Origin of the sequence: uncultured Thiodictyon sp., from assembly GCA_903837595.1 — a bacterium.
Taxonomy (GTDB): domain Bacteria; phylum Pseudomonadota; class Gammaproteobacteria; order Chromatiales; family Chromatiaceae; genus Thiodictyon.
The window spans coordinates 37,679-55,381 of record CAILVI010000095.1; the positions used below are offsets into that span (position 1 = coordinate 37,679).

Sequence of the window (17,703 nt, forward strand, 5' to 3'; positions counted from 1 at the left end):
GCGCGGGCGAGCATCACGGCGATAGCGAGAAACAAGCGCGCCCCAGCGCAGTTCTTGCGTCCCGGCCACCTGATGCCCAACCCGGTGAACGACAGTCTCCACCGCCACAGCAAGGTCCGCCTTGGCTGCTTCCGCGATCGCCTTAAACCTCGCCAAGGTGTCACGAGAAGCGCCCGCGCGATCTTAGCGGGGAACTGCTCATATCGTCCCTGATAGTGTTCCCGGGCTACAAAAACCGACCTCAGGGCATCGTTGTGCTTCAGGCCGGGGGCATCCCGCACCTTGTAAAGCCCCTGCGGTTCAGCGTCTTTTGGTTGTCTGGTCAGCAACTTCCACCTGACTCAAGCGTTCTCAGTCAATTCCATTCGTATTCAGAGTCCGGCACGCGCGGCCAGTGTAACCAGGGTTTCCAGGCTGAAATTCTGCCACTTTCCACACATCAACTCGGCTGCTCGCGCTATCCCAATATTCAAGCGGACAGCGGATTCCGCAGTCGACCAACCGCGCTCGCGCATCAGCTGCTCCAAGCGATTCATCAATTCGCTCCGCAATGCATAGACTTCTGCTTCATGAGGAGGGAATCCCAAGTCGACGAAGACGTTGCCAGACGAATCGATGATCCTGGTATCCTCGAGGCGGGAATCGCTAGCCATGATCGTCCAGCGAAAAACCGGCAAACAGTAGTGGTTTTATCTTCCCAGAATTATAGTCCCGGCCATGGCTGGCTGTCGATTCGCCTCAAGGTCGCTCCAGCAAGGCGCAAGGCGAGTCAGGAGCACTCATCCTCATCGCTATCTGGTCTGGGGGCGGGAGTCTGCGGCACTTGCGCCGCAGGACAAGACACCTTGTTTCTGCCGGTCGGTCGGCATCTTGACCTAAGCGCGATCGCCCTTGCCCGCGCCCCCCGGGGCGGCTAAGATCATTGGTATACCCGGGTGCGACCGCTGTCCAGGCCTTGCGCACCGGAGGTCGAGGCTTTAGCCGGTCCGGGGGCATGCGCCACTGACTTTCTCTTGGGTATGCCGGAAACCGCCACCGGCTAAAGCCTCGACCTCCGGTTGCAGACGGACCGGCTGGCCGGAACGATGCTCAAGGGCCAACGGACGCAAAGAGTCACTGCCGTTAACCGCAAGAGGAACAACCGATGCTGCGACGTTTATTTCTGGTTGTGTGTACATTACTGGCGTTGGCTTCTTTGCCCGGTTGCGGCTACAACCGGCTGCAATCACAGGACGAACAGATCAAGGCCGGCTGGTCGGAGGTGCTCAACCAATATCAAAGGCGCGCCGATCTGGTCCCCAATCTGGTGAATGTGGTGAAGGGCTATGCCGCGCATGAGAAAGAGGTGCTCACGCAAGTAACCAATGCGCGGGCGCAGGTCGGGCAGGTGCGGATGACGCCGGAGCTGATTAACGACCCGGCCGCGTTCAAAGAATTCCAGGCAGCGCAGGGCCAACTCAGCAGCGCCTTGTCGCGGCTGCTGGTGGTGGCTGAAAACTATCCGCAACTGAAGGCGGATGGCCTGTTCCGCGACCTGCAGGCGCAGCTTGAGGGGACCGAGAACCGCATTACGGTCGCCCGCAATCGCTATATCAAGGCGGTACAGGACTACAACACCACGGTGCGGCAGTTCCCGTCCAATCTCACCGCGCGACTGTTTGGCTATGAGGTGAAGCCCAACTTTACGGTGGAGAACGAAAGAGAAATCTCCCGCCCGCCACGGGTCGATTTCGGCACTCCGGTTCCGGCCCCGCTCCCGGCCCAGTAACGATGCGGCAACCCCGAGTCCTTGGTCGGTGGGGCGTCCTGCTCTGGTGGGTGCTCTTGTGGGCGCTCGGCGTGGCGCCGGTAAGGGCCGAGATCGCCGTGCCGCCGCTCACCGCGCGTTTGACGGACCTGACACAGACCCTCACGCCGCAACAGCAGCAATCGATCGAGCGCGATCTGGCCGATCTTGAAACACGCAAAGGCGCGCAGATCGGTGTGCTGATCGTGCCCAGCACCCAGCCCGAGACCATCGAACAATACGCGCGGCGCGTATTGGACCAGTGGAAACTGGGGCGCAAGGGAGTGGACGACGGCGCGCTACTGTTGGTGGCGAAAGACGACCACCGGTTGCGCATTGAAACCCAGTATGGCCTGGAAGGCGTGATCCCCGACGCTACGGCCAAGCGCATCATCGCCGAAGACATCACACCGGCCTTCAAACGCGGCGACTTCTATGGCGGCATTGCCGCCGGCCTGGGGCGCATGATCGGATTGGTGGACGGCGAGCCCCTACCGCCGGCACACGCGCCGAATCGCGACTTGGAAGCGATTGATGAGTATCTTGGCTTTCTGGTGTTTGGCGTGATCTTTGTCGGCGGTGTATTACGCATGATCCTCGGCTACTTCTTAGGCGCAACGGTGACCGCCGGGTTGGTCAGCGTGCTGCTCTGGCTCTTTGGTGCGTCATTGCTCGCTATCGCTGCCGCCGCGCTAATTTCTTTTGTATTCGTGCTGCTCTTCGGTGGTATCGGCGGCACACGCAGCCGCGGCGGCAAGGGCCGGCGGGGCAACAGCAGCTCGGGCTGGTGGGGCGGCACCGGCGGCGGTTGGAGCAGTAGCGGGGGCTTCAGCGGCGGTGGGGGCTCGGGCGGCGGGGGCGGTGCCTCCGGCAGCTGGTAAGGGCAAGATGATGCACAGATTCGTTCAACACCTTTTCTATTTTCCCTGGCGCTTGCGGCAATGCTTCCCCCGACCGGTGCTGGACGCCATTGAGCACGAAATCACCGTCGCGGAAGGCCACCATCGCGGCGAAATCCGCTTTGTCATCGAAGCCAACCTCGACTTGCTGCAACTCGTGCGCGGCACCACCGCACGCACCCGCGCGCTGGAACTATTCAGTGAGCTGCACGTATGGGATACCGAAGAAAACAGCGGGGTGTTGGTTTATCTCTTGCTAGCCGAACGACGGGTAGAGATCGTGGCCGACCGAGGCATCAACACCAAAGTCAGGCCGGAGTCTTGGGCAGACGTCTGCCGACACATGAGCCAAGCGTTTCAACGCGGTCAGTTCGAGACTGGCGCGCTCCAAGGCATTCGCGAAATCGATGCACAACTGACCGTGCATTTCCCGACCACCGGCGACCGCGCAAACGAACTGCCGAACCAACCGCTGGTGCTAGGCTGATCCGATATGCAGATGGTCCCACAGGCGCCCGGCCCAGGACTTTTCTTTGATCTTGGTCTTGACCCCGTGGTCGATGAAGAACTGTTGCCATGCGGCACAATGTACAGTTACAGCTACCCCGGAGGACTTCGCCACCACCCCCGCCGGCCTCTTCCGGTATCCGGTGGCCTCGGGGACGCGCGTGTCGGCACTGTCCCTGCCTCATTCGCAAGTAGAGTCGCACTCTCTCGCAACGTCTGCTAAACCGATCACAGATGGCAGCAGGACAAGGCCGGTATCCGCGTGCTGTGGTGATTACTCGTGGTGCATGACCCCAAGCCGTCCATCAAGCCACGCCTGCACCGGTTCCACCCCCGCCTGTTCCATGGCGGAAAAGGTCAGCACCTCGACCTTTCCATCCTGGTCCCCGGCCGCTTTCCCGGCGAGCCGGGCGGCCTCGCTTTCCACGGCCCGCACGGTGGCGATCAGGGCACCACGTTTGAGCTTGTCGGCCTTGGTGAGCAGCAGCAGGATCGGCAGGTTCGCCCGGCGGCCCCAGGCCAGCATCTGCCGGTCATAGTCGGCCAGGGGGTGGCGGCAGTCCATCACGATGACCAGCCCGGAGAGTGACTCGCGCCGCTCCAGATAGGTCGCCATGTGCGCCTGCCATTCCAACTTGATGGCCTCGGAGACCCGGGCATAGCCATAGCCAGGCAGGTCCACCAACCGACGCGCGTCGTCGAGGTTGAAGAAGATCAGCAGCTGGGTACGACCCGGGGTCTTACTGGTACGGGCGAGTGCTCGCTGGTGACAGATCGCATTGATCGCGCTGGACTTGCCGGCGTTTGAGCGGCCGGCAAAGGCGACCTCGTGCCCCTCATCAAGGGGCCCCTGGTCGATACGGGTGGCGGCGGTGAGGAAGCGCGCGCCCTGATAAAATGAATTCATCAATAGCCTGGGTTGATTAATGACATGAGTGCATCAGATAGGCAGACGATCGCGCAGGCGCCCGGCCCAGGACTTTTGCTTGAGCTTGGCCTTGACCCCAACATCAATCAAGCACTCGACATAGCGCTGATCGCTCGACATGATGTGCCCGGTGAGCCAGACCTTGAGGAAGTGCATCAGCTCGAAACCGATGGCGGTCTTGCCGGCATCCACCTTCTGCTGGAATTCCACCACGCGGAGCATCAATGCCTCGTGTTGGGCCTTGTGTTCTGCGTAGCCCGGATAACGCAGGAGACGCATGAGGTTCTCCTCCGCCGCGAAGTGGCTTTGGGTGTAATCGGCGAGCCGTTCAAGCACGCCGCCCACTACGCTGGTGCTATGTCGCGCCTGGATCGCCTCATGCATCTCGTTGACCAAGCCAAGCAACACTTTGTGCTGATTGTCGATCTCGTCGACCCCGACGCTCAAGGCGTCGGACCACTCGAAGAAGGTTGTCATCCGGACCTCTTTGGGGCCATGCGGCGCGGCGTGCCGACACCGGGCGGTTCGTGATAGGTTAAGGAAAGCCTGCCTGCGTCCCTGATTCTTTCCAATCCGGGGGACATGACCTGCAGCCGGTCTTCTCAAGCAGGCGAACGACTGTAATCAATGCCGTGAGTGCATTAGATAGGTAGACGATCGCGCAGGCGCCCGACCCAGGACTTCTGCGTGATCCTGGCCTTGGCCCCGGTGTCGATCAAGCATTCAACGTACTGCAGATCACTCCACATGATGTGATCGGTGAGCCAACTCTTGAGAAAGTGCATCAGCTCAAAACCGATGGTGGTCTTGCCGGCAGCCACCTTTTGCTGGAGTTCCAGCACGCCGCGGATCAGTTCCTCGTGTTCGGCCTTATGTGACTGATAGCCAGGGTAGTCGATGATACGCATCAGCCCCTCCTCGGCCGCGAAGTGGACCTTGGTGTAGTCGGCGAGCCGCGTGAGTATGTCGCCCACCACGGCGGCGCTTTGACGTGACTGGATCGCCTCGTGCATCTCGTTGACCATGCCAACCAGCAGCTTGTGCTGATTGTCGATCTCGTCGATCCCGACGCTCATGGCATCGGACCACTCGATGAACTGTCCCATCGTGACCTCTTGGGGCCATGCGGCGCGGCGCATACCAACACCGGCTGTTCGCGATTGGTTAAGAAACGCCTGCCTGGGTCTCTGCCTGGTCTGCGTCCGGGGAGCGCGACCAAGGGCCCGACTTGCCTCCGGTCTTCTCCAGCAGGCGAACGGTGGTGATGGTCATCCCGCGATCCGCCGCTTTACACATGTCATAGACCGTCAGGAGACTGACCTGAACGGCACACAGTGCCTCCATCTCGACCCCGGTCTGGCCAGTGGTCTCGACCGTTGCCCGGCAGTATACCGCCGATTCCGCCGCGCGGCTGTCAAGCACGACCTCCACCCGGGTCAACACCAGGGGATGGCACAGGGGCACGAGGTCCGCGGTCCGCTTGGCACCCATGATGCCGGCGATGCGCGCAATGCCGAGCACATCGCCCTTGCGGTGCCCGCTCTGCTCGATCAGGACCAGCGTCTTGGGGTCCATCCGGATCAGACCCTCGGCCACCGCGACGCGGCGGGTGGCGGGCTTGTCGCCCACATCCACCATGTGGGCCTCGCCCGCCGCGTTAAAGTGGGTCAGCATTAGAACGCCGGCTTCTCCGGGGCGTCCTCGAACATCTTCACACTCGCCAGGATCTCGGCCTTGGCCTCGTCGATGCCCTTCCAGCCGCCGACCCGAACCCACTTGCCCTGATCCAGGTCCTTGTAGTGCTCAAAGAAATGAGCAATCTGCTCGAGCAGGAAGATGGGCAGATCGCGGAAGCTCTCGACGTGGTGATAGCCCTTGAAGAGCTTGTCGATCGGCACTGCCAGGATCTTGGCGTCGTCGCCGGACTCGTCGGTCATGGTCAGCACGCCGACGGGGCGGCACTTGATAACCGAGCCCGGGATCAGCGGATAGGGGGCCAGCACCAGCACGTCCACCGGGTCACCGTCGAGCGACAGGGTGTGGGGGACATAGCCGTAGTTGCAGGGGTAGTGCATGGCGGTGGACATGAAGCGGTCCACGAACATGGCACCGGTCTCCTTGTCCATCTCATACTTGACCGGCTCCGCGTGCGACGGGATCTCGATGATGACATTGATCTCGTTCGGCACATTGGCGCCGCGGGATACCTTGGATAAATCCATGACTGGACCTCGTGTGGGTTCTAAAGGGGAAAAAGATGCCGAAAAATGGAAAGGACCCTTGCGGGTCCTTCTCCAGGCGCCTGATGCGCCGATTGTAGTCCAGGAGACCGCCGGAAATCCCAATTAACGGGGTATCCGGCGGACGCCAGGCTTAGTGCATCAAGGGCACGATCAACAGGGCCACGATGTTGATGATCTTGATCAACGGGTTGATGGCCGGGCCGGCGGTGTCCTTGTAGGGGTCGCCGACGGTGTCGCCGGTGACTGCCGCCTTGTGGGTCTCGGAGCCCTTGCCGCCGTAGTTGCCGTCCTCGATATATTTCTTGGCGTTGTCCCAGGCACCGCCACCGGCGGTCATGGAGATGGCCACGAAGAGACCGGTGACGATGGTACCGATCAGCATACCGCCCAGGGCGATGGGCCCGAGGATCAGGCCAACCAGGATCGGCAGGCCCACCGGCAGCAGGGACGGGATCAGCATCTCACGGATGGCATCCTTGGTGAGCATGTCCACGGCGCGGGAGTAATCCGGCTTCTGGGTGCCCTTCATGATGCCCGGCATCTCGCGGAACTGGCGACGGACCTCATTGACGATACCGCCGGCCGCACGTCCAACCGCCTCCATCGCCATGGCGCCGAACAGATAGGGCACCATACCGCCGATGAACAGGCCAATGATGACCATGTGGTTGTTCAGGCTGAAGTCCGGCGTACCGCCCAGCGCATGGGTGTAATCGGCGAACAGGACGAGGGCGGCGAGACCGGCAGAGCCAATGGCATAGCCCTTGGTGACGGCCTTGGTGGTGTTGCCCACCGCGTCCAGCGGATCGGTGATGCCGCGGATCTTCTCATCCATCTTGGCCATTTCGGCGATGCCGCCGGCGTTGTCCGTGATCGGACCATAGGCGTCCAGTGCGACGATGATGCCGGTCATGGAGAGCATGGCGGTGGCTGCAATGGCGATGCCATAGAGTCCGGCGAGCCAGAAGGAGACGAGGATGGCCAAGGAGATGACCAGCACCGGGGCGGCGGTCGCCTTCATGGACACGCCCAGGCCGGCGATGATGTTGGTGGCATGACCGGTCTGGGAGGCCGCGGCGATATGACGCACCGGGGCATACTCAGTGGCGGTGTAGTACTCGGTGATCACCACCAGGGCGGCGGTCAGGGCCAGGCCCACCAGGGAGGCCAGATACAGCGCGAAGTTCGCACCGGCAGTCGGGAGCGGGTGAACCATGAAGGTGATGGGCAGGAAGGCCACCGCAGCAATGCCGCCGGCCACGGCCAGGCCCTTATAGAGGGCGATCATGATCTTGGCATCGCCCTCATTCGCCTTGACGAAGAAGGTACCGACCACCGAGCCGACGATGGACACGCCGCCCAGGACCAGCGGGTAGATCACCGCGTCGGTGCTTTTCACGAGCAGCCAGCCAAGCAGCATGGTGGCGACGGTGGTCACCGCATAGGTCTCGAAGAGGTCAGCGGCCATACCGGCGCAGTCGCCCACGTTGTCGCCCACGTTATCGGCGATGACCGCCGGGTTGCGTGGGTCATCCTCGGGGATGCCGGCCTCGACCTTACCCACCAGGTCGGCGCCCACGTCGGCGCCCTTGGTGAAGATGCCGCCGCCCAACCGGGCAAAAATCGAGATCAAGGAGCCGCCGAAGCCCAGACCGACCAGCGCGTGCAGGATCTTGTCCTGATCACCGCCGACACCGCCCAGCATGGCGTAATAGCCGGCAACACCCAAGAGCCCCAGACCCACGACCAGCAGGCCGGTGATCGCACCACCGCGGAACGCCACCTGCAGTGCCGCATCCAGACCATTGTGGGCGGCCTGAGCGGTACGCACATTGGAGCGCACCGAGATGTACATACCGATGTAACCGGTGGCGCCGGAGAGCACGGCACCGATCACGAAGCCAAACGCGGTATTCCAACCCAGAAAGACCCAGATGAAAACGGCGAGGATGCCGCCGACGGCCGCAATCGTCGTGTACTGGCGATTGAGGTACGCCTGAGCGCCCTCTTGAATGGCGGCGGCGATTTCGCGCATGCGCGCGTTGCCGTCCGGCAATTTCAGAATCCACTGGACTGACCAGACGCCATATCCGATGGCCACCAGGGCGCATAAGATGGCGAAACTCGTACCAAATGACATGAAAGATTCCTCGATCGTTAAGACTCAGGTGGGTATAGGCGGCGACTCACGCGACGGCGGGGTGGCCGACGCCACCGCAAGTCGTAACCTGGTTCGAGACCGCAGGCGACTGCAAGCCCCGGTTCGCGGATCGACCCGTCCGGTACCCCCTGGCCATGCCGACAGTCGAACCCACCCAGGATAAGCGCAACGACAGCGCTGTCATAGCGGCCGTTGGACTGCAACCGGGTTGGATCGACTCACGGGTCTGGTCGAGGATCATAGCGGGCCTTGTGGTAAAGAAAGCCGGGCGCGAGGCGGGGGGCCGGGGTGCCCCCTCCCACACCGCCGCGTCAGAGTTTGAAGTCGCCGAGCTTCCGGGGAACCGGGGCGTTCTTCAGGGTGACGTAGCGGGGCAGGCCGTTTTCGTATGGTGGATAGTCCTCCCCTTGAATCAGCGGATACAGATATTCGCGGCACTTGTCCGTAATGCCGTAGCCGTCGGCGGTAATGAAGTCCGCCGGCATGAACTTCTCGACGTTCGCCACCTCGGACAATGGCGCATGGCCGATCTCCCAGACATAGGGAGACGAGGACTTGCGCACCACCGTGGGCATGATGGCGTTATGGCCGGCGATGGCGAGTTCCACCCCCGCCTTGCCCAGTGCATAGGCCTGTTCCACATCCGACTTGGACGCCAGGTGACGGGCGGCACGCTGGAGATAGTCCGCCACCGCCCAATGGAACTTGTAGCCGAAGGCGTCCTTGATCATGTTGGCGACCACCGGGGCAGCACCGCCGAGTTGGGCATGACCGAAGGCGTCGCGGGTCCCTTGCTCGGCCAGGAAACGCCCATCCGGGTAGTGGCAGCCCTCGGAGACGCACACGATGCCATAGCCGTGCGCCTCGACCTTGGCCTTGACCGCGGCCAGGAACTTTTCCTGATCGAATTCGACTTCCGGGAACAGGGTCAGGACCGGGATGCCCTGATCGGCCACCAGGGCACCGGCGGCGGCGATCCAGCCGGCGTGGCGCCCCATCACCTCGATCACGAAGATCTTGGTGGAGGTGGCACACATGGAGCGCACGTCGAAGGAGGCCTCGAGCGTCGAGGTGGCGATGTACTTGGCCACCGAGCCAAAGCCCGGGCAGTTGTCAGTAATCGGCAGGTCGTTGTCGACGGTCTTGGGCACATGGATGGCCTGGACCGGATAGCCCAGTGCCTCAGAGAGCTGAGAGACCTTGTAGCAGGTGTCGGCGGAGTCGCCGCCGCCGTTATAGAAGAAGTAACCGATGTTGTGGGCCTTGAAGACCTCGATCAGGCGGTCATACTCACGCTTGTTGGCCTCCAGGCTTTTCAGCTTATAGCGGCAGGAGCCGAAGGCACCGGAGGGGGTGTAGCGTAGCGCCGCAATGTTCTCGGCCGACTCCAGGTTGGTGTCGATCAGGTCCTCGGTCAGGGCGCCGATGATGCCGTTGCGCCCGGCATAGACATTGGCGATCTTGTCCGGGTGGGCGCGGGCGGTCTGGATGACGCCGCAGGCGGAGGCGTTGATCACCGACGTGACGCCACCGGACTGTGCATAGAAGGCATTCTTCGCGGTCATTGGTCTCCCCTCGTTCTTTCTGGTCTTGATTTGCTACTGTATCCCCGCCGTCGCAACCCACCGGCGATGATCTCGGGTGGTACTGCGCGCGGCGGGTCAGGGTCGGCGGACGGGGGCCGCGGCACGACCAACGGCGACCAGTCGAGCCCCCGAATCTCTGCGGCCTGTGTCCCCCCGGACGTCTGACGGTGGCTCGCACCACGGGCCGACGCCGCCGCGCGAGACGCGCCAGTCCCTGGCAACCCGCTAAGGCTACAGAAAATCCCCATGCGCTCCAAGTCCTAAAATCGCTGAACCGTTAATGCATGGAATAGGGTGTTGAATCGCTCGCCGGCACGGCACCGTCGAAACCTGGGTCACGGGGGACATATCAGGGCCGCGCCAGGGGCGGCAGACCCGCGTTCAGACCGAGTGCACGGTCCATCAACAGGCGCTTGACCGGTGCCAGGCGGTCGGTGAGTGCGAGCCCCAGGCTGCGCACCTGGACCACCGGCGCGAGCTCTGTGCCGAACAGCCGCTTGAGTACGTCCATGGCGGCGAGCATCGCCAGATTGTCGCCACGGCGGGCGCGCTCGTAGCGGCGCAGGGTCCAGAGGCTCGCGAAGTCACGGTGTCGCTCCCGGGCAAGGTCCAGGGCGGCGACCAACTGCGCGGCATCCAGGAACCCGAGGTTGACGCCTTGCCCCGCCAGCGGGTGGACGGCATGCGCGGCGTCGCCGATCAGGGCGAGCCCCGGCTCCACATAGCGTTGCGCGTGCTGCAGACGCAGGGACACCGCCGCGCGCGGGCCGGCCAGGCACAGCCGACCCAGCCGGGCCTCGGTGGCCTCGGTCAGCGCATCAGAAAACGCCGCGTCGTCCAGGGCCAGCAGTTCATCCGCCCGCGCCCCGCTGGCCGACCAGACGATGGAACAACGCCCGTCGGCCAGGGGCAACAGGGCCAGTGGCCCGGTGGGCAGGAAGCGCTGCCAGGCGGTCTCCTGGTGCCAGTCGGCCGGGGTGATGGTGGCGACGATCGCGCGCTGGTCATAGTCCCAGCCCTGGGTGGGGATCTGCGCCAGTTCCCTGATCAGTGAGTCCCGTCCGTCAGCGGCGACCAGGAGTCGCGCGCCTAGTGTGCGTCCGTCGGCCAACACCAGTCGGGGGCCGTCCGGGGTGCGCCGCAGCGCGGTGATGGTCGCCGGGCAGACGAGGGTGAGTTCCTGCGGTGACTCCAGCCGCTCCCACAGGGCCAGCTGGATCACCCGGTTCTCGACGATGTGGCCCAGGTCGGGCTCGCCCAGGTCCGCCGCGTCGAAGTGGATGCTGCCCCCACCCAACGCGTCCCAGACCCGCATCTGCCGGTAGGGACTGGCCCCCAATTCCGCGATACGCCCCCAGACACCAAGCCGCTGGAGCAGGCGCTGACTGGCGCGGGATAGGGCCGAGACCCGCAGATCGACATCACCGGCCGGCCAGGTGCGCCGGGGCGCACGCGCCTCCACCAGCGCGATCCGTAGCCCCTGGCCGGCGCAGGCCAGGGCAAAAGCGGCACCGACCATGCCGCCGCCGACCACGATCACATCGAAGTCCTGGGGCGGGTCAGTGTGGGGGACCCGAGGGGCCGGGGCTGCTGAGTCTAGCGGCGCGGGCGCCGGGATCGGCGCCGGGGTCGGCCCCAGGGGCAGCCCCCGGGCCAGGCGCGGCGTGCGTCCGGACTGTCCCATGAAACGACGGGCCACCAACCGACGGACGGGGGGCAGCAGGTCCAGCCCCACCAGGCCGGCGTTGCGCGCCAGCCGCAGTGGCGCCCAGGACGGGACAAAGAGCCGCGCGAGCGTATCGGTGAGGACGGCCGTTGACTGTTGGTCACGCCCGCGCCACCGCTGGTAGGCGGCGAGCACCGGCGGAGCACCCGGGTCCGCGCCCTCGGCCGCGGCTTGGGCCAGTACGTCCGCCAGCGCGGCCACGTCGCGCAACCCCAGGTTGAACCCCTGGCCGGAGACCGGGTGGAGCGTGTGGGCGGCGTTGCCGATCAGCACCAGGCGCGGGTGGACGGTCTGGCGGGTGAGCAGGAGCCGCAAAGGATAGGCCCGCCGGGGCGCCGCCTGGCCCAACCGCCCGAGCCGATACCCGAAGCGCTCCTGCAGCCGGACCAGGAAGGCGTCGTCCGGCAACGCCAGTAGCCCCGCCGTCTCCTCCTCCCGGCAGGTCCAGACCACGGACCAGCGCCCGGCAGTCATCGGCAGCATGGCGAGCGGCCCGGTGTCAGTGAAGCGCTCGAAGGCCCAGCCCAAACGGGGGCGGTCCGGGGTCACGGTGGTGATCAGCGCGTCCTGACCGTAAGGGCGTTCCTCGACGGCAATCCCCTGGGCCCGCCGGACCGCCGAGTCGCCCCCGTCCGCGGCCACCACCAGGCGGGTGCGCAGCGTGCGCAACCCGTCGCGGCCCTCGATCTGAAGTGAGACCGAGTCCGCCTCTACTCGCAGGCCGACCAGGCGGGCCGGGCACAGTAGTTCCACCCCCGGGGCCGCGGCCAGGGCCGGGCGGATGGCCGCCCCCAGCGCCCGGGCGGCGACCACGTAGCCCAGCGCCGGCAGCGCCAGCTCCGCCGGGTCGAGCCGGGTGAAGCCACCGGCGCCGCGCTCGCCGATATGGATCTTGCGGATCGGTTCCGCCTCCGGGGCGATAGCGCCCCACAGGCCGCTCGCCTCCAGGATGCGGCGGCTGCCCCAGGACAGAGCCAGCACCCGCTCGTCGTAGCTCGGTTGGAGCGCAGCATCCGCCGCCACCGCCTCCACCAGGGCAATCCGCAACCCGGTCTGCGCCAGGGCGCAGGCCAGCGAGCCGCCGATGGCGCCGCCGCCGACCACAACCAGATCGTAAGTGCAGTCGTCAGTCGTCAGTGGCTGGTCGGTAGCGTCTGGATAGCGATTCATGAATCCGTCCGTCAGTCAAAAACTTGGCGTGCTTGGCGCCTTGGCGTGAGACATTGGGGCTAACGACTGCCCATCAGTGCCTCGATCGCGTCCGGGTCGGTCGGCACGGCGGCGGAGAGGACCTCGTTGCCGCCGGCGGTAATCAGCACGTCGTCCTCGATGCGGATACCGATCAGCCGATAGGCCTCCGGGACCGCGTCGGTGGCCGGCATGTAGAGCCCCGGCTCCACCGTCAGGACCATCCCAGGCGTGAGAAGCCGCCACTCACCGTGCCGCTTGTAGTGGCCCACGTCGTGCACATCCATGCCGAGCCAGTGGCCGGTGCGGTGCATGTAGTAGGCCTTGTAGGCCTCGTCCTTGATCAGCTGGGCCGACTTACCTTCGAGGATACCGAGTCGGATCAGCCCCTTGGTCAGGACCTTGAGTGCCGCCTCGTGGGGTTCGTTCCAGCGGTTACCGGGGCGTGCCTTGGCAATGGCCGCCCGCTGGGCGGCCAGGACCAGCTGGTACAACTCACGTTGGGGCGCACTAAAGCGGCCGTTGACCGGGAAAGTGCGGGTGATGTCGGAGGCATAGCCGTGCCACTCGCAACCGGCGTCCACCAGCACCAGGTCGCCGTCCTTCAGCGGCGCGTCGTTCTCGACATAGTGCAGGACGCAGGCGTGGGCGCCGCCGGCAACGATGGGCGGATACGCCTGAACACGCGCCCCCCGGGCGGCGCAGTGATGGATGAATTCGGTCTCCAGGTCGGCCTCGCCCAGCCCGGGGCGACAGCGCTGCATGAGGCGGCAATGACCCGCGGCGGAGAGGCGCGCCGCCTGGCGCATGAGCTTCACTTCCGCCGCGCTCTTCTTGAGCCGCTGCTCGTGCAGGACCGCCTCGAGGGTGACAAAGGTCTCAGGGGCCACCGCGCCCGTGCGGACATTGGCCCGCACCTGCTTGACCCAGCCGAAGACGCGGGCATCGAAGGCCGGATCGGCGCCGATGGGGAAGAGAACCGGGGTGCGCCCGTCCAGGAGCCCCGGCATGCGGCTATCGAGCTCGCTCAATGGGTGGGCCTGGTCGGCCTGGTAGGTCGCGACGGCACCCTCAACCCCGGCGCGGTAGCCGTCCCACTGCTCGCGCTCCGGATCGCGGGGGCGGCAGAACAGGACGAACTCGCCCTCCTTGCGCCCGGGGGCAAAGACGGCCACGGCGTCGGGTTCCGGGAACCCGGTGAGATAGGTGAAGTCGCTCGCCTGGCGGAAGGGATAATGGACATCGCGGTTGCGGATCACCTCGCGGGCCCCCGGCAGGATGGCAATCCCGTCAGGCCCGATCGCCTTGAGCAGTGCCCGGCGGCGGCGGCGCAGGTCCGTGACGCTCATCGGGCGGCCGCGCGGGCGGCCACCCGCTCCTCGTAGATCAGCATGCCGGCCACCCAGACGAACTCGGTCAACTCGGTGAGGGCGACCTCGTTTTCCTCGTCATCCGGCAAGGCGTCCAGGTCCATGCGGGTGATGTTCTCGAAGTCCCGCAAGACCTCCCGCGCCTGCGCGGACAGGTCGCGCTCCTTGAACCCGATGACACCCAGTGAAAACAAAAACCCGCGCACCCAGTCGTAGAGCGCGGTGGCGCGCTCGGCGAGCACGCGGTCGTCGTCGGGAAGCAGCAACGCGAAGCCGAGCGCCGGGCCGGCGATCCGCTCCTGCGTCTGGCGGGCGAAGGCGCCGAGGTCAGCGCGCGCCGACCCCACCTGCGCCTCGGGCGCGTCGGGCGCCTCAGGGTCCGGGGTCGGGGCCGGCAGCGGCAACACCTGGTCCAGCCAGGCGCGCTCCGGGTCTGGGGCTCCGCCGCAGATCAGGCCGCAGAGCATGCCGTGGGCCTCGCTGGGGCTCGGGGCGAGGGCGCTCGACTCAAGCAGGCGCCCAATCTGGTCGTATTCGATGTCCGTGGTAGTCTCCGTGGCGGCGGACGCGCGCTGCGACCACACTCGGTTCGGCGTGCCATGTTAGCACGCCCTCGACTGGATTGACCCTGCCCGCCGCCCCTTCTATAGTGCGGTAAATTCACACGGAGACCCGTCATCTTGGCCAGTTTCGACATCGATCAGTTCGAACGTGGGGTAGAGCGCCTGCTGCAGCTCTGCCAACGGCTGCATGAGGAAAACGCCTCACTGCGCACCCGCCAGGAGGCCCTGGTCGCCGAACGCGCCGACCTGATCGAGAAAAACGAACAGGCGCGCAGCCGCGTCGAGGCCATGCTGTCGCGCCTGCGTGCAATGGAGGAGAGTCTATGAGCGACGAACCCGTTGGTGTCAACATCCGGGTCCTGGACAAGGACTACCGCATCGCCTGCCCGGCCGCCGAGCAGGACGACCTGCTGGCGTCGGCCCGCCTGCTCGACGGGCGCATGCGCGAGATCCGCCAGACCGGACGGGTGATCGGCACCGACCGCATTGCGGTGCTGGCGGCGCTCAATATCGCCGCGGAGTTGTTGCAACTGCAGCGTAGCCAGGGTGGCGAGGACCCGCGGGTTACCCGGCGGCTTGGCCGGCTCCAGGAGCGGGTAGCCGCGGCCGTGTCCGGCGCACCGGCCCTGGACTCGTCGGCGGAAAAGGTATAGCCTCTTACTCAGACACCCCCTGAAGTGTTCGACCGCGAACTGGGTATTTTCTTGAGCCTATTTCGTACCCGGGGGACATGACCAAGAGGCTGTTGTGCAAGTCCGCCCGAGCGGAAAGCCTGAAGCCGACGCGACTGTCCCCACTTGAACCCCGAGGTTCAAGAACAAAGGTTTGCGACGGCACACACGGGGGGTGTCACCTCATTTTAGATTGCTGATTGGCTGGGGTTTCCAGCCAGTTGATTTCGGCCTTTCGAGCCTCTGGCGGCGACGATGCTACCCTCCCCTGCCGCCACCGATCCGCCCCCGCAAGCACCGCGACTTCCGACCTCACTCAAGGCCTTGCGGCGCCAACTGCGCGCGGCACGACGGCGACTGTCTCCCCGCGATCAACGGCTGCATGCCGCCGCCCTGGCCCGGGTGCTGGGGCGAACCCTGACGTTTCGGCGCGCCCGCCGCATCGCCGCCTACTGGCCGGCCGACGGCGAACTGGACCCGCGCCCACTGCTCACACACACCCACCACCGCGCCCGCCGCGACTTCCTGCCCGTGCTGCGCCCGGGGCGGCAACGCCGTCTGTGGTTCGCCCGCCAGACGCCCGGCGCCCCGCTCAAGGCCAATCGGCTGGGCATCCCCGAGCCCAAACGCAGGCACCCCACCCCACCCTGGGCCCTGGACCTGATCCTGGTCCCCCTGGTCGGCTTCGACGCCGACTGCAACCGTCTCGGCATGGGCGGCGGTTATTACGACCGCACCCTGAGTTACCTACGGAGCCGCACCCACTGGCACCGGCCCCGCCTGATCGGCATCGCCCACGAATGCCAGCGCGTGGCGCGGCTGACGCCCAGGCCATGGGACGTACCGCTGGATGCGGCGGCGACCGAGCGGCGAGTCTATCGGCGGGGTAGTAGGGTCTAGCAGGGGACCGGCCAGTTTCCACGAACTGGCCGCACCCTTACCGCCGGCCTTGGCCCCCCAGTTTCCCTCCGCCCTGCACGACATCTGCGCGCGCACCAACGGACAGGCGTTGGTAGACCAAGGCTTGATGCCCGGACAACATTGTCCGATACTGCGATACATGACCGGTTCTGAGTTTATCCACCGCGTGCAACGCTACGCCAAGACGCACGGCTTGGCCTACCGCGTGGACAACAAACGCGGCAAGGGCAGTCATGTCACCCTTTACCTGGGGACGACGCTCACCATCGTGCGCAATCCAAAGGACGAGCTGAAAACCGGAACCCTCCATGCGATGCTCAAGCAGCTTGGCCTAACCCTGACCGATCTTTAGGGAGACGCCCCGATGAACTTCGTTTACCCAGTGACCTTGACGCCGGACGCCGATGGCGGGTTCGTGGTGACCTTTCGCGATTGGCCAGAGGCCATCACCCAGGGCGAGACCCGCAACCAAGCGATGGAGGAGGCTGCCGACTGCCTGGAAGAGGCCGTTGCCGCACGCATCGATGACCGTGCGGAGATTCCGTTGCCATCGCCTCTGCAGGCCGGCGAGGCACCGGTGGCGGTGCCCATCGCCACCGCACTCAAAGCGGCGCTGTACTTGGGAGTGCGCGAGGCGGGCATCGGCACCAGCGAACTGGCACGGCGCTTAGGCGTCCATGAGAAGGAGGCACGACGCCTGCTCGACCCCCGCCACGGGAGCAAAGCGGCCGCGCTGGAGCGGGCCTTGGCTGCCGTGGGTCGGCGGTTGGCCGTCGAGATACAAGCGGCAGCATAGGCCCTGATGACCCGCTGGCCCGTGGGATTCGGTGATGAAGAAGCCGCATCTTCCGAGCGGCTGGTCATCGGTGCGGTTCGCTCCCGCTCACCGCACCCTAAGCGCTATTCCCGTAACACCCCTACGACTTGAGTATACTGTCCCCGGAGCTCTGCACAAATCCCCCCTGAGGGGTCGGCAACTATCCTGACACCCAGGGCTTCGGCTTCTGAAGGAGATAGCAAAGCCTCAACCAGAACCGCGTGTTACGTCCCCCAGACTGTCCGCCAGAAACCGACATTATACCTAAGCGATAGCGATTTTCGGCTTTTTATTTCCGATAATCTGGAAATTCTCAGCCAGCAGCGTTCTCAGTGGC

General features: G+C 65.1%; 19 protein-coding genes, 1 other RNA gene and 1 pseudogene. 9 read left to right on the forward strand and 12 right to left on the reverse strand.

Features of this window, described 5'->3' with window-relative positions:
- Window positions 1-371 precede the first annotated feature (371 nt).
- A complete protein-coding gene (locus QZY44_RS05280; RefSeq protein WP_295443243.1) occupies window positions 372-653 on the reverse strand; it encodes an XRE family transcriptional regulator in 282 nt (93 codons plus the stop codon).
- A 491-nt stretch (window positions 654-1,144) separates the two neighbouring features.
- On the opposite strand from QZY44_RS05280, the gene QZY44_RS05285 reads away from it, so the two are divergent.
- The 3 genes from QZY44_RS05285 to QZY44_RS05295 are packed head-to-tail and all read left to right on the forward strand — an operon-like array spanning window position 1,145 to window position 3,172.
- Window positions 1,145-1,768 (forward strand): LemA family protein, encoded by a 624-nt coding sequence (locus QZY44_RS05285; protein ID WP_295443246.1) that lies wholly within the window; start codon window positions 1,145-1,147, stop codon window positions 1,766-1,768.
- A 2-nt stretch (window positions 1,769-1,770) separates the two neighbouring features.
- Window positions 1,771-2,667 carry a TPM domain-containing protein gene (locus tag QZY44_RS05290; RefSeq protein ID WP_295443249.1) on the forward strand — a complete coding sequence of 299 codons (897 nt, stop codon included), beginning with the start codon at window positions 1,771-1,773 and terminating at the stop codon, window positions 2,665-2,667.
- 7 nt (window positions 2,668-2,674) lie between these two features.
- On the forward strand, window positions 2,675-3,172 hold the full coding sequence (locus tag QZY44_RS05295; RefSeq protein WP_295443252.1) for a TPM domain-containing protein: 498 nt from the start codon (window positions 2,675-2,677) through the stop codon (window positions 3,170-3,172).
- Window positions 3,173-3,466: 294 nt separating this feature from the next.
- On the opposite strand, the gene yihA is transcribed toward QZY44_RS05295, so the two are convergent.
- The 11 genes and pseudogenes from yihA to QZY44_RS05350 form a co-directional block, all read right to left on the reverse strand.
- On the reverse strand, window positions 3,467-4,099 hold the full coding sequence (gene yihA, locus QZY44_RS05300) for a ribosome biogenesis GTP-binding protein YihA/YsxC (RefSeq protein ID WP_295443255.1): 633 nt from the start codon (window positions 4,097-4,099) through the stop codon (window positions 3,467-3,469).
- 33 nt (window positions 4,100-4,132) lie between these two features.
- On the reverse strand, window positions 4,133-4,597 hold the full coding sequence (locus QZY44_RS05305) for a bacteriohemerythrin (protein ID WP_295443258.1): 465 nt from the start codon (window positions 4,595-4,597) through the stop codon (window positions 4,133-4,135).
- 164 nt (window positions 4,598-4,761) lie between these two features.
- A complete protein-coding gene (locus tag QZY44_RS05310) occupies window positions 4,762-5,226 on the reverse strand; it encodes a bacteriohemerythrin (protein ID WP_295443261.1) in 465 nt (154 codons plus the stop codon).
- Between the two features lie 58 nt (window positions 5,227-5,284).
- The gene (gene moaC / locus QZY44_RS05315; RefSeq protein WP_295443264.1) at window positions 5,285-5,794 is read right to left on the reverse strand and encodes a cyclic pyranopterin monophosphate synthase MoaC; all 510 of its coding nucleotides are present in this window, start codon (window positions 5,792-5,794) and stop codon (window positions 5,285-5,287) included.
- Window positions 5,794-6,342, reverse strand: a complete 549-nt coding sequence (gene ppa, locus QZY44_RS05320; protein ID WP_295443267.1) for an inorganic diphosphatase — start codon at window positions 6,340-6,342, stop codon at window positions 5,794-5,796. Before ppa ends, moaC begins: the two co-directional genes overlap by 1 nt.
- Window positions 6,343-6,493: 151 nt before the next feature.
- A complete protein-coding gene (locus QZY44_RS05325) occupies window positions 6,494-8,503 on the reverse strand; it encodes a sodium-translocating pyrophosphatase (protein WP_295443270.1) in 2,010 nt (669 codons plus the stop codon).
- A 332-nt stretch (window positions 8,504-8,835) separates the two neighbouring features.
- On the reverse strand, window positions 8,836-10,089 hold the full coding sequence (locus QZY44_RS05330; RefSeq protein WP_295443272.1) for a 6-phosphofructokinase: 1,254 nt from the start codon (window positions 10,087-10,089) through the stop codon (window positions 8,836-8,838).
- Window positions 10,090-10,459: 370 nt separating this feature from the next.
- The gene (locus tag QZY44_RS05335; RefSeq protein WP_295443297.1) at window positions 10,460-11,650 is read right to left on the reverse strand and encodes a UbiH/UbiF/VisC/COQ6 family ubiquinone biosynthesis hydroxylase; all 1,191 of its coding nucleotides are present in this window, start codon (window positions 11,648-11,650) and stop codon (window positions 10,460-10,462) included.
- 141 nt (window positions 11,651-11,791) lie between these two features.
- A pseudogene (ubiH, locus tag QZY44_RS05340) lies at window positions 11,792-13,006 on the reverse strand (2-octaprenyl-6-methoxyphenyl hydroxylase); the annotation flags it as partial.
- A 59-nt stretch (window positions 13,007-13,065) separates the two neighbouring features.
- Window positions 13,066-14,373: an aminopeptidase P N-terminal domain-containing protein gene (locus QZY44_RS05345; RefSeq protein WP_295443276.1), complete on the reverse strand. Its 1,308-nt coding sequence runs from the start codon at window positions 14,371-14,373 to the stop codon at window positions 13,066-13,068.
- A complete protein-coding gene (locus tag QZY44_RS05350; protein ID WP_295443279.1) occupies window positions 14,370-14,978 on the reverse strand; it encodes a UPF0149 family protein in 609 nt (202 codons plus the stop codon). The genes QZY44_RS05345 and QZY44_RS05350 overlap by 4 nt, the downstream gene beginning before the upstream one ends.
- 96 nt (window positions 14,979-15,074) lie before the next feature.
- On the opposite strand from QZY44_RS05350, the gene QZY44_RS05355 reads away from it, so the two are divergent.
- The 6 genes from QZY44_RS05355 to QZY44_RS05380 all read left to right on the forward strand — a co-directional run bounded on the left by QZY44_RS05355 (window position 15,075) and on the right by QZY44_RS05380 (window position 17,345).
- A complete protein-coding gene (locus tag QZY44_RS05355) occupies window positions 15,075-15,284 on the forward strand; it encodes a TIGR02449 family protein (protein ID WP_295443281.1) in 210 nt (69 codons plus the stop codon).
- Window positions 15,281-15,610 (forward strand): cell division protein ZapA, encoded by a 330-nt coding sequence (locus QZY44_RS05360; RefSeq protein ID WP_295443284.1) that lies wholly within the window; start codon window positions 15,281-15,283, stop codon window positions 15,608-15,610. Before QZY44_RS05355 ends, QZY44_RS05360 begins: the two co-directional genes overlap by 4 nt.
- Window positions 15,611-15,623: 13 nt before the next feature.
- Window positions 15,624-15,807: non-coding RNA, 6S RNA (ssrS, locus tag QZY44_RS05365), on the forward strand.
- A gap of 76 nt (window positions 15,808-15,883) precedes the next feature.
- Window positions 15,884-16,528, forward strand: coding sequence for a 5-formyltetrahydrofolate cyclo-ligase (locus QZY44_RS05370; RefSeq protein ID WP_295443287.1), 645 nt, complete (start codon window positions 15,884-15,886; stop codon window positions 16,526-16,528).
- A 160-nt stretch (window positions 16,529-16,688) separates the two neighbouring features.
- Entirely contained in the window at window positions 16,689-16,901 is a 213-nt protein-coding gene (locus QZY44_RS05375) for a type II toxin-antitoxin system HicA family toxin (RefSeq protein ID WP_295443290.1), read from the forward strand.
- A gap of 12 nt (window positions 16,902-16,913) precedes the next feature.
- Complete coding sequence (locus tag QZY44_RS05380) at window positions 16,914-17,345, forward strand: type II toxin-antitoxin system HicB family antitoxin (RefSeq protein ID WP_295443292.1); 432 nt, start codon at window positions 16,914-16,916, stop codon at window positions 17,343-17,345.
- Window positions 17,346-17,703: the final 358 nt, after the last annotated feature.